This window comes from Pseudonocardia alaniniphila (assembly GCF_022524485.1).
Classification (GTDB): domain Bacteria; phylum Actinomycetota; class Actinomycetes; order Mycobacteriales; family Pseudonocardiaceae; genus Pseudonocardia; species Pseudonocardia alaniniphila.
On sequence record NZ_JAKXMK010000050.1, the window covers coordinates 46,834 to 59,088 of the forward strand.

Below are 12,255 nucleotides of genomic sequence, written 5' to 3' on the forward strand. Positions count from 1 at the left end.
GGTGGCGGGCTGGGCCTAGTCTTGATGCATGAGTTCCCCCGTGCTGACCGCCGTGGCATGGCCCTACGCCAACGGCCCCCGGCACATCGGCCACGTCTCCGGTATCGGTGTGCCCTCCGATGTGTTCTCTCGCTACCAGCGGATGGCGGGCAAGCGGGTGCTCATGGTCTCGGGCAGCGACGAGCACGGCACCCCGATCCTGGTGCAGGCCGAGAAGGAGGGCCTGACCCCGCAGCAGACCGTGGACAAGTACCACCGTGTCATCTCGGAGGACCTGCGCGGGCTCGGCGTCACCTACGACCTCTACACCCGCACCACCACCGGCAACCACGCCGAGGTCGTGCAGCAGATCTTCCTGGCCCTGTACCGCAACGGTTACATCGTCCCGAGGACCACCACCGGCGCCATCAGCCCGTCCACCGGGCGCACGCTGCCCGACCGCTATGTCGAGGGCACCTGCCCCATCTGCGGCTACCCGCACGCCCGCGGCGACCAGTGCGACAACTGCGGCAACCAGCTCGACGCCACTGAGCTGATCAACCCGCGGTCGCGGATCAACGGCGAGGTACCCGCGTTCGTCGAGACCGAGCATCTGTTCCTCGACCTACCCGCCTTCACCGAGGCGCTCGGTAAATGGCTCGCCACCAAGACGGGGTGGCGGCCGAACGTCCTGAACTTCACCAGGAACCTCGTCGACGACATGCGTCCGCGGCCCATCACCCGCGACCTCGACTGGGGTGTCACGATCCCGCTCGACGGGTGGCGTGACCAGCCGCTGAAGAAGTTCTACGTCTGGTTCGACGCCGTCATCGGCTACTTCTCGGCGAGTGTCGAGTGGGCCCGGCGCACGGGTGACGCCGACGCGTGGAAGGCGTGGTGGAACGATCCCGACGCCGAGCACGTCTACTTCATGGGCAAGGACAACATCACCTTCCACGCCCAGATCTGGCCCGCGCTCCTGCTCGGCCACAACGGCCAGGGCGACCACGGCGGCGAGCCCGGCCCCTACGGCGTGCTCGACCTGCCCACGGAGATCGCCTCCAGCGAGTTCCTCACGATGAGCGGATCGAAGTTCTCCACCTCGCGTGGCACCGTCATCTACCTGCAGGACTTCCTGCGCGACTACGGGCCGGACAGCCTGCGGTACTTCATCTCGGCCGCCGGGCCGGAGACGCAGGACGTCGACTTCACGTGGGACGAGTTCGTCCGGCGGGTCAACTTCGAGCTCGCCAACGAGTGGGGCAACCTCGTCAACCGGTCGATCTCGATGGCGCACAAGAACAACGGCGCGATCCCGCCTGCCACCACTCCGGCTCCGGCCGACGCCGAACTGCTCGCGCTCTCCCGCGCGGCGTTCGACACGGTCGGTGGGCACCTCCAGCGCTCGCGGTTCCGGGCGGGCATCAGCGAGGCGATGCGGGTGGTCTCGGCGGCCAACCGGTACCTGTCCGAGCAGGAGCCGTGGAAGCTGGGGGACGACCCCGGCAGGCGCGACGCCGTGCTGCACACGGCGCTGCAGGTCGTGCAGGACGCCAACACGCTGCTCACCCCGTTCCTGCCGCACGCTGCGCAGAAGGTGCACGAGGCGCTGGGAGGCACCGGGGTGTGGGCTGCCCAGCCGGAGCTGGTCGACGTCCCGGACCTGGACATCCCCGGCCGGATCAACCCGATCCTGACCGGCGACTACACCATCGAGCAGGCGCGCTGGGAGTCCACGCCGATCCAGGTCGGTCGCCCGCTGGCGAAGCCCACGCCGATCTTCCGCAAGCTCGACCCGGAGCTCGGCGAGACCGGCCCGGAGTGGGCGCCGATCCAGAAGTGAGCGCAACCCGGAGCGGGGGCGGGTGTCGGTGAGCGGGGCGGATGGGCGCCGCGAGCGGCCGCCCGCCCCGGAGCCGCTCCCCGCGCCGACCGTCGACGCGCACACGCACCTCGACGCCTGCGGCTGCGTGGACGCCGCCGACGTGGCGGCCGCGATGGACCGGGCGGCCGCGGTGGGCGTCACGCGCGCCGTCACTGTCGCGGACGACCTCGCGTCCGCCCGGTGGGCCGTGCAGGCGGCGCACTGGGACGACCGCGTGGTCGCCGCGGTCGCGCTGCACCCGACGCGCACGGCCGCCCTCACCGAGGACGACCACGCCGAGATCGAACGGCTCGCCCGTGACCCGCGGGTGGTCGCGGTGGGGGAGACCGGCCTCGACTACTACTGGGACTACTCGCCGCCCGCCGCCCAGCAGGAGTCCTTCCGCAGGCACATCGACCTCGCCAAGCGGATCGGCAAGCCGCTGATGATCCACGACCGCGACGCCCATGACGACGTGCTGCGGATCCTGCGTGAGGAAGGAGCGCCGGAGACGGTGGTGTTCCACTGCTTCTCCGGCGACGCCGCGATGGCCCGCGAGTGCTCCGCGGCGGGCTACGTCCTGTCCTTCGCAGGCCCCGTGACCTTCCGCAACGCCCGCGCGCTGCAGGAGGCCGCGGTCGTGGTGCCGGAGGACCAGTTGCTCGCGGAGACCGACGCTCCGTTCCTCACCCCGCACCCGCACCGCGGCCGGGCGAACGAGCCGTACTGCCTGCCGTGGACCGTGCGTGCTCTCGCGACATTGCGCGGTGTCACCGACGAGCAGCTCGCCGCGAGCACCGCGGGCACCGCCCGGCGAGTTTTCCGTCTCGATGGGCTACTCGCTGTCGCGGATTTACCTTCGGCAGGCGCGGGCGACTCTCGTTCGGCGTAGCGAAGGGTCCACTCGGCGCTATCGGCGTGTCGGGAATAGGCGAGGGCTTTGACTGCCCGTTACGGTTCCGTGATCGCTAAAGCCGGGGTGGGGAACGCTCCCCAGCACAGCGGTCACGGTGGACCGGGGCGCTCCCCCTGATCCTTGCCTCCGGGCCACCGTGATCGATGCCTCCCCTGCCCGGTCCGACGAGGTCTGGAAGCCAGTGGTCGACGTCTCTCCTCGCGCGCGGCACCGTGCCCCGCGTGGGCGTGGGGGTCGAAAGGACACCGCGCCCCCTGCCGTGGTGTCCACGGAGGACCCTTACGCAGAGTGGTACAGCGGTGGGGACACCGGGACGTTCCCGGCATCCCCCGCCGAGCTGCTCGCGCATGCGCGCGAGTCCGCGATCGAGCGCAGCGGCCGAACCAGGCCGGCGCACGGCGGAACCGGGCCTGCGCGCCGCGACCTGCGGCGCCAGGTTCCCGTGATGACCCGGCCCGCCCGCGGTTCCATCGCCGTCGACGCCGGTGCCGACCCCTCGACAGGCCCCTTCGAGGTCGTTCCGGCGCAAGAGGTCACCGGCCGGATCGCGCCGATCGACGACGACATGACGGGCCCGATCCCGGTGGTCGCGGCCGTCGCCGCTCCCGAGGTCGAAGCCGAGCCGCTGACCCACCCGTTCGCGGCTGTCACGGCTCCGCCGGCTCCTCCCGGCGCAGCTGCTCCCACCCGTGCCGACCGGCGCCGCCAAGAGGCCGCCGCTCGCAGAGGCCACGCCGGCGTCGTCGTGCGCGGCACCGTGCTCGCGACGCTCGTCGCTCTGGTCGGCGGCAGCGCCACCGCGTTGGCGATGGACAAGACGATCACGATCACGGTCGACGGCGAGGACCGTGTCGTGCACACGTTCGCCGACGATGTCGCCTCCGCGCTGGAGTCGGCCGGGCTCGACGCCGCTCCGCAGGACCGTGTGGAGCCCGCGTTGCCCACCGAGCTGGTCAACGGCGACCACATCATCGTCAGCAAGGCACGCAAGCTCACGCTCGTCGAAGGACCGTCGGAGCGGGAGGTCTGGACCACGGCGGCGTCGGTGGGCGACGCCTTGGCCGTGCTCGGCGTCGACGCCAGCCCGATCCAGATGTCCGCCGCGCCCACCACGAGCATTCCGCTGGCCGGTATGGCGCTCAAGCTGAACGTGCCGAAGGCCGTCTCGTTCACCGACGGCACCAACGCCCTCGAGCAGCTCACCACCTCCGCGGGAACGGTGAGTGGCCTGCTCGCCGAGCGGGGCATCCAGCTCGGCCCGGACGACGTCTCGGTCCCGTCGGGCGACACTCCGCTCACCGACGGTGCGTCGGTGCAGGTGGTGCGCAACGGTGTCGGCGAGGTCGTGGTCGTCCGGCCGATCCCGCCGCCGGAGCAGCAGATCGAGGACCCCGACCTGCCCAGGGGCAAGCGGGTGGTCGTCGACAGGGGCAGGGCCGGCGAGCAGACGGCGATCATGCGCGTGTACGTGCAGAACGGCGCGGAGGTCCGGCGCGAGCAGGTCCGTGCGGGCGGCATGACCCCGCCGACGCCCCGCATCGTCAAGATCGGCACGAACGACGACATCCCGCAGGCTCCGGCCGTCACCGACGGCAGCGTCTGGGATCGGCTCGCCTATTGCGAGGCCACCGGCAACTGGGGGATCAACACCGGCAACGGCTACTACGGCGGCCTGCAGTTCGACGCCGGCACCTGGCGCGCCTACGGCGGCACCGACTACGCGCCGCTGCCCCACCAGGCCAGCCGCGAGGAGCAGATCGCGGTCGCCAGCAAGGTCCGCGACGACCGGGGCGACTACGGGGCCTGGCCGGCGTGCGCGAACAAGCTCGGGCTGCCCCGGTGACACCGCGCAGAGTGGGCCGGTGCACCCTCCGGGGGTGACGGACGAGCGGTCGCGGCTGTTGGGGCCGGCGGAGGTACGGGCCCTGGCCGGCGAGCTGGGGCTGCGTCCGACGAAGCGGCTCGGGCAGAACTTCGTGCACGACCCCAACACGGTGCGCCGCATCGTCCGGGAGGCCGAGCTCGCGCCGGACGACGTCGTGGTGGAGGTCGGGCCGGGTCTCGGATCGTTGACGCTGGCCCTGCTCCCGGCGGTGCGCGCGGTCCATGCCGTGGAGATCGACCCTCTACTGGCGGCCCGGCTGCCCACCACCGCTGCCGAGCGGGCGCCCGCGCTGGCCGACCGGCTCAGCGTCGTCACGGCCGACGCGCTGCATCTGCATGCCGCTGATCTCCCCGGGCCGGCGCCCACCGCGATCGTCGCGAACCTGCCCTACAACGTCGGCGTGCCCGTGGTGCTGCATCTGCTGGCCGAGCTGCCGCTGATTCGGCGTGGGCTCGTGATGGTGCAGTCGGAGGTGGCCGAGCGCCTCGCCGCCCGACCCGGCAGCAAGACCTACGGCGTGCCCAGCGCGAAGCTGGCCTGGTTCGCCTCGGCCCGCCGGGCAGGTCCGGTGCCACGAGCGGTGTTCTGGCCGGTGCCGAACGTCGACTCCGGGCTGCTGGCCTTCGACCGGCGCGAACCGCCGCCCGGCGACCGCACCGAGGTGTTCACGCTGATCGACGCGGCGTTCGCGCAGCGCCGCAAGGCCCTGCGATCGGCGCTGTCGGGCTGGGCGGGCTCGCCTGCGGCGGCCGAGGAGGCTCTGCGCGCGGCCGGAATCCCGCCGCTGGAGCGCGCCGAGAAGCTCGACGTCACCGCATTCGCCCGCCTGGCCGCCGCGCGCCCTTAGGGCTCGCTGAACAGCTCGGCCCTACTGCGCGGCGCCCGCCCGTGTCGATGAGGGCGGAAGTTCCGTGTGTACTATTCCGCGCGGAATAACCCTGGCGGAACGATCTGGGCGGAGTGGTGGGTGCAGTGGCGGCACTGACGTCGCTGGCGACCAGCATCCTGGCGCTGCTGTGTGAACGGCCGATGCATCCCTACGAGATGTACCGGTTGATGATCGACCGGTTCGAGGACCGGGTCGTCAAGGTGCGGCCGGGTTCGCTGTACCACACCGTCGACCGGCTGGCGGCCCACGAACTGGTCGAGGCGATCGGCACCGACCGCGAGGGTGCGCGTCCCGAGCGCACCACGTACCGCATCACGGCCGCCGGGCGCGTCGCGATGCAGGAGTGGATCCGCGGGGTGCTCGCCGAGCCGGTCAACGAGTTCCCCCGGTTCCCGGTCGCCCTCGGCGAGGCGCACAACCTGCCGCGCGCAGAGGCGATCGAGCTGCTCACAGCACGCATCCGCCACATCGAGGCGGAGCTCGCCGAGGTGGAGCCTGCCCTCGCACGCGGGGCGGCCAAGACCGCTGAAGCCCACCTGCTGGACGGGTACTTCCTCGTGGAGATGTCGCGGGCGGAGCTGTGCTGGCTGCGACGGCTCGTGGCTCGGCTCGAGACCAAGGAGCTGGGATGGCCACTCGACGACTGACCGACACGGCTGCCGAGGCCGCGGCGCCCAGCCCGTGGCCTGCGCTGTGGGCGCTGGTGGTCGGGTTCTTCATGATCCTTGTGGACTCGACGATCGTCTCCGTGGCCACGCCCGCGATCATGACCGGGCTCGGTGCCGGCGTGGACTCGGTCGTGTGGGTCACGAGCGCCTACCTGCTGGCCTACGCGGTGCCGTTGCTGATCACCGGCCGGCTGGGTGACCGGTTCGGACCGCGCCGCGTCTACCTCGCCGGGCTGGCCGTCTTCACGCTGGCGTCCCTGTGGTGTGGCCTGACCGACAGCATCGGCGAGCTCGTCGCGGCGCGGGTCCTGCAGGGCCTCGGTGCGTCCCTGATGACTCCACAGACGATGGCCGTGATCACGCGGACCTTCCCCGCGGAGAGCCGGGGCAAGGCGATGAGCCTGTGGGGCGCCACCGCCGGTGTGGCCACGCTCGTCGGGCCGATCCTGGGCGGAGTGCTCGTCGACAGCCTCGGCTGGGAGTGGATCTTCATCGTCAACGTGCCGGTCGGCATCGTCGGCTTCGTCGTGGCGGCCCGGCTGGTTCCCGAGCTCCCCACCCACGTCCGTCGCTTCGACCTGCTCGGTGTGGCGCTCAGCGCGATCGGCATGTTCCTTCTGGTCTTCGGCATCCAGGAGGGACAGACCTACGACTGGGGGACGATCGCCGGCCCGATCTCCGTGTGGTCGCTGATCATCGCGGGCCTGGTGGTGATGGTGGTTTTCCTGTTCTCGCAGGCGCGCACCCGCAGAGAGCCGCTGGTGACACTCGCTCTGTTCCGCGACCGGAACTTCAGCCTCGCCAACGTCGCGATCTCCACGGTGGGTTTCGCGGTCACCGCGATGACGTTCCCGATCGTCTTCTACGCCCAGGGCGTGCTCGGGATGACCCCGACCGGCTCTGCGCTGCTGCTCGTGCCGATGGCGGTCGTCTCCGGCGGACTCTCGCCGCTCGTGGGCGGATGGACCGACCGTATGCATCCGAGCTGGATCGCCGGTATCGGGATGGTGTGCTTCTCGGCGGCGTTGCTGTGGCTCGCGGTGATCATGGGGCCTGCCACGCCGGTCTGGCAGCTGTTGCTTCCCATTGCGCTGCTCGGCGTGGCCAACGGTTTCGTGTGGGCTCCGATCGGCAGCACGGCCACGCGGAACCTGCCGCCCTCGAACGCCGGTGGCGGCGCCGGGATCTACAACACGACCCGCCAGATCGGTGCGGTGCTGGGCAGTGCGGGGATCGCTGTGCTGATCGAGTCGAGGCTCGCGGCGAACCTGCCGGCATCTCCCGCCGGCGGAAGTTCGGAGGTCGGCGTGTCGCAGCTTCCGGAGGCGCTGCACGCCGGCTTCGCCACGGCGATGGGGCAGGCGCTGCTGATGCCTGCCGCGGTGCTGCTGATCGGGCTGGTGGCGGTGCTGTTGTTCGCGAGGCCGCGGCACCTGAGCCGCCCGTCGCCGGCCGAGGCGACGGCGCCCGTCCTGCCGGTTGTCAAGTAGCCCAGGCGCCAGGTTCGTGGCCCGCCCCGCTCGGGCCGGGAGCCGACGCACGTAGTGTTGTCGGGTGCTCGCTGCCGTCCCTCCCCCGGTCACCGTGCGCGTTCCGGCGAAGATCAACCTGCATCTTGCAGTCGGGCCGCTGCGCGAGGACGGCTTCCACGACCTGGTCACGGTGTTCCACGCCGTGAGCCTGTTCGACGAGGTGTCCCTCGCGTCCAGCGACGCGCCCGGGATCGAGGTGCACGGAGAAGGCGTCGCCGAGGTTCCCGCTGACGAGACGAACCTGGCCTGGCGGGCCGTCCAGCTCCTGGCCGAGCGCGCCGACCGTGATCCGGACGTGCGGCTGGTGCTGCGCAAGGGCATTCCGGTGGCCGGCGGAATGGCAGGCGGGAGCGCCGACGCGGCTGCGGCCCTCGTCGGGTTGTCGGCGTTGTGGAAGCTCGACCTCTCCCGCGACGAGCTGTCCGTGCTGGCAGCCGAGCTCGGCAGCGACGTCACGTTCGCGCTCTACGGGGGCACCGCTCTCGGCACCGGACGCGGCGAGCGGATCGTGCCGGTGCTGTCCCGGCACCCTCAGCACTGGGTGATCGCCCTGCACCGCGGGGGCCTGTCCACACCGAGCGTCTTCCGAGAGCTCGACCGGCTGCGTGGGGACGACGCCCCGCCGGATCGTCCTGTCGAGCCCGTGCTGGAGGCGCTGGCCGGCGGCGACCCCCGTCAGCTCGCGCTCAGCCTCGGCAACGACCTGCAGGCCGCCGCCGTCAGCATGGCTCCGGATCTGCGCCGCACCTTGCGCGCCGGGGTCACCGCGGGCGCGCTGGCCGGGCTCGTCTCCGGGTCGGGGCCGACCTGCGCGTTCCTGTGCTCTGGCGCCGACGCGGCGATCGACGTGGCCACAGAGCTGGCCGGCGTCGGTGTCTGCCGCACCGTGCGGGTGGCACACGGCCCCGTCCCGGGCGCCCGAGTCGTCGATCAGCACGAGCCGCCGGGTCCGCCCACGTCCTGGCCTCCGGTGCGTGCCTGATGCCTCCACGCGCAGCAGCCCAGAGATCCGCCCAGAACCTGGTCAACCTGGAGTCCGTCACCGCCCACGTTCCGGGCGACGCCTCGCGCGTCCTTCTCGATGCCGTGTCGCTCGGCGTCGAGCGTGGGGAGCGGGTCGGTGTCGTGGGACTGAACGGCGGGGGCAAGACCACCCTGCTCGACATCATCACCGGAGAGCGTCCGCCCGACGGGGGACGGGTGAGCCGCCTCGGCGGGCTCAACCTCGCCCACCTCGCACAGGGCGACGCACTCCCGGCCGGCGCCCGCGTCCGGGACGTCGTGCTCGCGGCCTGGAAGGGCGCGGCCGATCACGAGTGGGCGGCGGACGCCAAGGTCCGCGACGTGCTCGGCGGGCTCGGCATCGGCGATCTCGACCGCACCGTCGACGGCCTGTCCGGCGGCGAGAAGCGGCGGGTGGCGCTGGCGGCGGCGCTCGTCGGCGAGCCCGACCTCGTGGTGCTGGACGAGCCCACGAACCATCTCGACGTCGAGGGCATCGGCTGGCTCGCCCAGCATCTGCTGTCGCGGCGGTGCGCTGTCGTGGTCGTCACGCACGACCGGTGGTTCCTCGACGCGGTCTGCACGCGCACGTGGGAGGTCGCGGGCGGGCGGGTGGAGAGCTACCTCGGCGGTTATGCCGACTGGGTCTACGCCCGTGCCGAGCGCTCCCGCCAGGCGGACGCCGCGGAGGCACGCCGGCAGAACCTCGCCCGCAAGGAGCTGGCCTGGCTGCGCCGCGGCGCGCCGGCGCGCACGTCGAAGCCGCGGTTCCGGATCGAGGCCGCGGAGGCGCTGATCGCCGATGTCCCGCCGCCCCGCAACACGGTGGAGCTGCTCGGGTTCGCCACCAACCGGCTCGGCCGCACGGTGCTGGAACTGGAGGACGCCACCGCCGAGATCGCCGGCCGCACGCTGCTCGACCACGTCACCTGGCGCCTCGGTCCCGGTGACCGCGTCGGGATCGTCGGGGTCAACGGCTCGGGCAAGACCACGCTGCTGCGCACCCTGAGCGGTGAACGTCCGCTGCAGGGCGGCCGGATCGTCAGGGGCACCACGGTGCAGCTCGCCGAGCTGAGCCAGGAGCTCACGGACCTGCCCAAGGACATGCGCGTGCTGGAGGCCACCGAGCAGGTGGCGAAGTACGTGAGGTTCGGCAAGCTCGAGCTCACCGCGTCGTCGGTGCTGGAACGGCTGGGCTTTCCCGCCGCCCGCCAGTGGACGCCGGTCGGGCAGCTCTCCGGTGGTGAGCGGCGCAGGCTCCAGCTCACCCGTCTGTTGATGGCGGAGCCCAACGTCCTACTGCTCGACGAGCCCACCAACGACCTCGACGTCGACACGCTCTCCCGGCTCGAGGACCTGCTCGACGGATGGCCGGGCACGCTCATCGTCGTCAGCCACGACCGTTACCTTGTGGAACGGGTGTGCGACACGGTCGTCGCGCTTCTGGGCGACGGGAAGGTCACGCACCTGCCCGGCGGGATCGAGGAGTACCTGCAGCGGCGTGCGGCGGCCGGCAGGCAGGCAACGGGCCTCTCCACGCCTCCACCCGCACCCGCTGCGGCGAAGCCGGCGTCGAGCGCTGCTGATCAGCGAGCGGCACGCAAGGAGGCCTCTCGGCTGGAGCGCCGGCTGGAGACGCTGGGCAAGCGCGAGAAGCAGTTGCACGAAGACTTGGCCGCTGCTGCCACCGACCCGTCCCGGCTGATGGAGCTCGACGCCGAGCTGCGGGCCGTGCTCGCCGAGAAGGAGAGCGTGGAGCTGGACTGGCTCGCCGCGGCGGAGATCGCCGAGTCGTAGCGTCGAGCCGGACGTCCGGCTGACCCCGGGATCCGTCGTTCGATCGATTCGCCTGGATTCGCGGCGCCTTAGCGTCGCTCGTGAATCTCTGGGGGGACGAATGACGACGATCACGAGCCCGACGCTGGTCCGGGCGGTGCCGGATTTCGCCCGCGGCCCGGTGCTCGCGGTGGCAGCCGCCACGGCGGTACTGCTGACCGCGGTCAGCGGCCGCTACGGCTATTTCGGCGACGAGTTGTATTTCATCGCGGCCGGGCACCACCTCGCCTGGGGTTATGCGGACCAGCCGCCGATGCTGCCGCTGATCGCGCTGGCGATGGACACCATCGCGCCGGGATCGCTTCCGGTGCTCCGCATTCCGGCCACGCTCGCGACGGTGGCCGGGGTCGTGCTGACGGCGCTGCTGGCCCGCGAGTTCGGCGGCGGGAGGCGCGCGCAGCTGATCGCGGCGGGCGCGTTCGCGGTCTCGCCGAACTTCCTGGGCACCGGGCACCTGCTGGCCACGTCGACACTGGACCCTGCACTGTGGACTGCCCTGACCTGGCTGCTGGTGCGCTGGCTGCGCACCCGGCAGGACGGGCTGCTGATCGTGGCCGGGGTGGTCACCGCGGTCGCGCTCCAGGTGAAGTTCCTCGTCGTGGCGTTCTGGGTGGTCGCGATCATCGCGGTGCTCGTGTTCGGTCCGCGCGATCTGCTGCGCAGGCCCGCGCTCTGGCTGGGCGGCGCGATCGCTGTGCTCACCACCGTGCCCACAGTGGTCTGGCAGGCGCAGAACGGCTGGCCGCAGTTGGGGATGGGCCGCGCCGTCGCCGCCGAGAGCGTCTACGCGGGCGGCATGATCGGTTTCCTGCCGGTGGCGCTGCTGATGATCGGGTTGTTGATCGGGTCGGTGCTCGCTGTGCACGGTGTCGGCCGCCTACTGGCCGACCCCGCGTACCGGTTCCTGGGAGTCACGGCGCTCGGCGTCACCCTGATCTTCCTCGTCAGCGGCGGGCGTCCGTACTACATCGCCGGGATGTTCCCGCTGCTCTGGGCCGCGTCCGCGGCTGCGATCGAGCGGCGCAGGCCCGCGGTGTGGTGGCGCTGGGTGCCCACGTGGCCGGTGTACGCCGTCACGGCTGTGCTCGTTCTCGGTGTGCTGCACATCCTCCCGATCAAGCCGGTCTCGGCGCACGCCGACCAGCCGCTGCAGATCGGGAACTTCCAGCGCGACGAGATCGGCTGGCCCGAGATGGTGGACGACGTGGTGGCCGCGCATGGTGCACTGCCGCCGGAGTCGGCACGGAACGCCGTGGTGGTCACGGGGGACTACTGGTCGTTGTCGGCGATCCAGCACTTCGCGCCGGGCCTGCCCGCGTACAGCGGGGCGCGGGGGGCCGCGTGGTTCGGCATGCCGCCGGAGGACTCCGGCTCCGTGATCTTCGTCGGCGACCCGACCGCAGTGGCGGCGGGGTTCGACCGTGTGACGCAGGTGGGTGCCCTGGACAACGACGTGCGTGTCGCCAACCTGGCGCAGGGCACGCCGATCTTCCTGCTCGAGGGGCGTCAGCGGCCGTGGGCGGAGCTGTGGCCCGCTCTGCGGCACCTTTAGTGCCGAGGAAACGAAGGTCGTCTTACCCGCCTCCGACGACAGCGCAGCCCAGGCGGCGCCTCGCGGCGTTGTCGTTCGGCGCCGATACAACAGCGGTATCGGCGCCTCCTCCGCCTTGCGATCGCCCGGGTG

9 protein-coding genes are annotated in these 12,255 nt (G+C 71.8%); all 9 read left to right on the forward strand.

Going from position 1 to position 12,255, the window contains the following annotated elements:
- The first annotated feature begins 28 nt into the window (after positions 1-28).
- The 9 genes from metG to MMF94_RS39770 all read left to right on the forward strand — a co-directional run bounded on the left by metG (position 29) and on the right by MMF94_RS39770 (position 12,123).
- The gene (gene metG, locus MMF94_RS39725) at positions 29-1,822 is read left to right on the forward strand and encodes a methionine--tRNA ligase (protein ID WP_241042656.1); all 1,794 of its coding nucleotides are present in this window, start codon (positions 29-31) and stop codon (positions 1,820-1,822) included.
- A 28-nt stretch (positions 1,823-1,850) separates the two neighbouring features.
- The gene (locus MMF94_RS39730) at positions 1,851-2,735 is read left to right on the forward strand and encodes a TatD family hydrolase (protein WP_241042657.1); all 885 of its coding nucleotides are present in this window, start codon (positions 1,851-1,853) and stop codon (positions 2,733-2,735) included.
- Positions 2,736-3,021: 286 nt separating this feature from the next.
- On the forward strand, positions 3,022-4,602 hold the full coding sequence (locus tag MMF94_RS43505) for a resuscitation-promoting factor (RefSeq protein ID WP_277398942.1): 1,581 nt from the start codon (positions 3,022-3,024) through the stop codon (positions 4,600-4,602).
- Positions 4,603-4,636: 34 nt separating this feature from the next.
- The gene (rsmA, locus tag MMF94_RS39745) at positions 4,637-5,491 is read left to right on the forward strand and encodes a 16S rRNA (adenine(1518)-N(6)/adenine(1519)-N(6))-dimethyltransferase RsmA (RefSeq protein ID WP_241042658.1); all 855 of its coding nucleotides are present in this window, start codon (positions 4,637-4,639) and stop codon (positions 5,489-5,491) included.
- Between the two features lie 125 nt (positions 5,492-5,616).
- Positions 5,617-6,180 carry a PadR family transcriptional regulator gene (locus tag MMF94_RS39750; protein ID WP_241042659.1) on the forward strand — a complete coding sequence of 188 codons (564 nt, stop codon included), beginning with the start codon at positions 5,617-5,619 and terminating at the stop codon, positions 6,178-6,180.
- Entirely contained in the window at positions 6,162-7,691 is a 1,530-nt protein-coding gene (locus tag MMF94_RS39755; protein ID WP_241042660.1) for a DHA2 family efflux MFS transporter permease subunit, read from the forward strand. Before MMF94_RS39750 ends, MMF94_RS39755 begins: the two co-directional genes overlap by 19 nt.
- A gap of 64 nt (positions 7,692-7,755) precedes the next feature.
- On the forward strand, positions 7,756-8,715 hold the full coding sequence (locus tag MMF94_RS39760; RefSeq protein ID WP_241042661.1) for a 4-(cytidine 5'-diphospho)-2-C-methyl-D-erythritol kinase: 960 nt from the start codon (positions 7,756-7,758) through the stop codon (positions 8,713-8,715).
- The gene (locus tag MMF94_RS39765; RefSeq protein WP_241042662.1) at positions 8,715-10,532 is read left to right on the forward strand and encodes an ATP-binding cassette domain-containing protein; all 1,818 of its coding nucleotides are present in this window, start codon (positions 8,715-8,717) and stop codon (positions 10,530-10,532) included. Before MMF94_RS39760 ends, MMF94_RS39765 begins: the two co-directional genes overlap by 1 nt.
- Before the next feature lie 100 nt (positions 10,533-10,632).
- A complete protein-coding gene (locus MMF94_RS39770; protein WP_241042663.1) occupies positions 10,633-12,123 on the forward strand; it encodes a glycosyltransferase family 39 protein in 1,491 nt (496 codons plus the stop codon).
- The last annotated feature ends 132 nt before the right edge of the window (positions 12,124-12,255 follow it).

Excerpts from the sequence above, each read along its gene's own strand:
- metG (WP_241042656.1), top strand. The coding sequence starts at position 29 with ATGAGTTCCCCCGTGCTGACCGCCGTGGCATGGCCCTACGCCAACGGC.
- MMF94_RS39765 (WP_241042662.1), top strand. The coding sequence starts at position 8,715 with ATGCCTCCACGCGCAGCAGCCCAGAGATCCGCCCAGAACCTGGTCAAC.
- MMF94_RS39755 (WP_241042660.1), top strand. The coding sequence starts at position 6,162 with ATGGCCACTCGACGACTGACCGACACGGCTGCCGAGGCCGCGGCGCCC.
- MMF94_RS39770 (WP_241042663.1), top strand. The coding sequence starts at position 10,633 with ATGACGACGATCACGAGCCCGACGCTGGTCCGGGCGGTGCCGGATTTC.